The 240-nt window shown below is 47.1% G+C and carries 1 protein-coding gene; it reads left to right on the top strand.

Translation table 11 applies throughout. The features are described 5' to 3' along the window. Positions 1-240 (top strand): family 1 glycosylhydrolase (locus tag AAEY72_RS16150; protein WP_352311693.1); only part of this gene is annotated, 240 nt, incomplete at both ends.

Here is a 240-nt window from a genome sequence, read left to right as displayed (position 1 = left end):
CTCAGCAACTAGAGGGCTTAGTGGATTCTTATGCGACCTTAAACGAACCGTTTTGTAGTGCCTACCTAGGCTATGAAATAGGGGTACATGCACCAGGCATAAAAAGTCAAAAAGCAGGACGCCAAGCGGCGCACCACTTATTACTCGCCCATGGACTTGCGATGCAAGTGATACGCAAAAACTGCCCTAAGATAGAGGCCGGTATTGTGCTTAATTTTAGCCCTGCCTATCCATTTACTC

Source organism: Psychrobacter sp. W2-37-MNA-CIBAN-0211, from assembly GCF_040309405.1.
Taxonomy (GTDB): Bacteria; Pseudomonadota; Gammaproteobacteria; order Pseudomonadales; family Moraxellaceae; genus Psychrobacter; species Psychrobacter glaciei.
The sequence above is the reverse complement of the archived record's forward strand: the minus strand, read 5'-3'. Positions and strand labels throughout refer to the sequence as shown.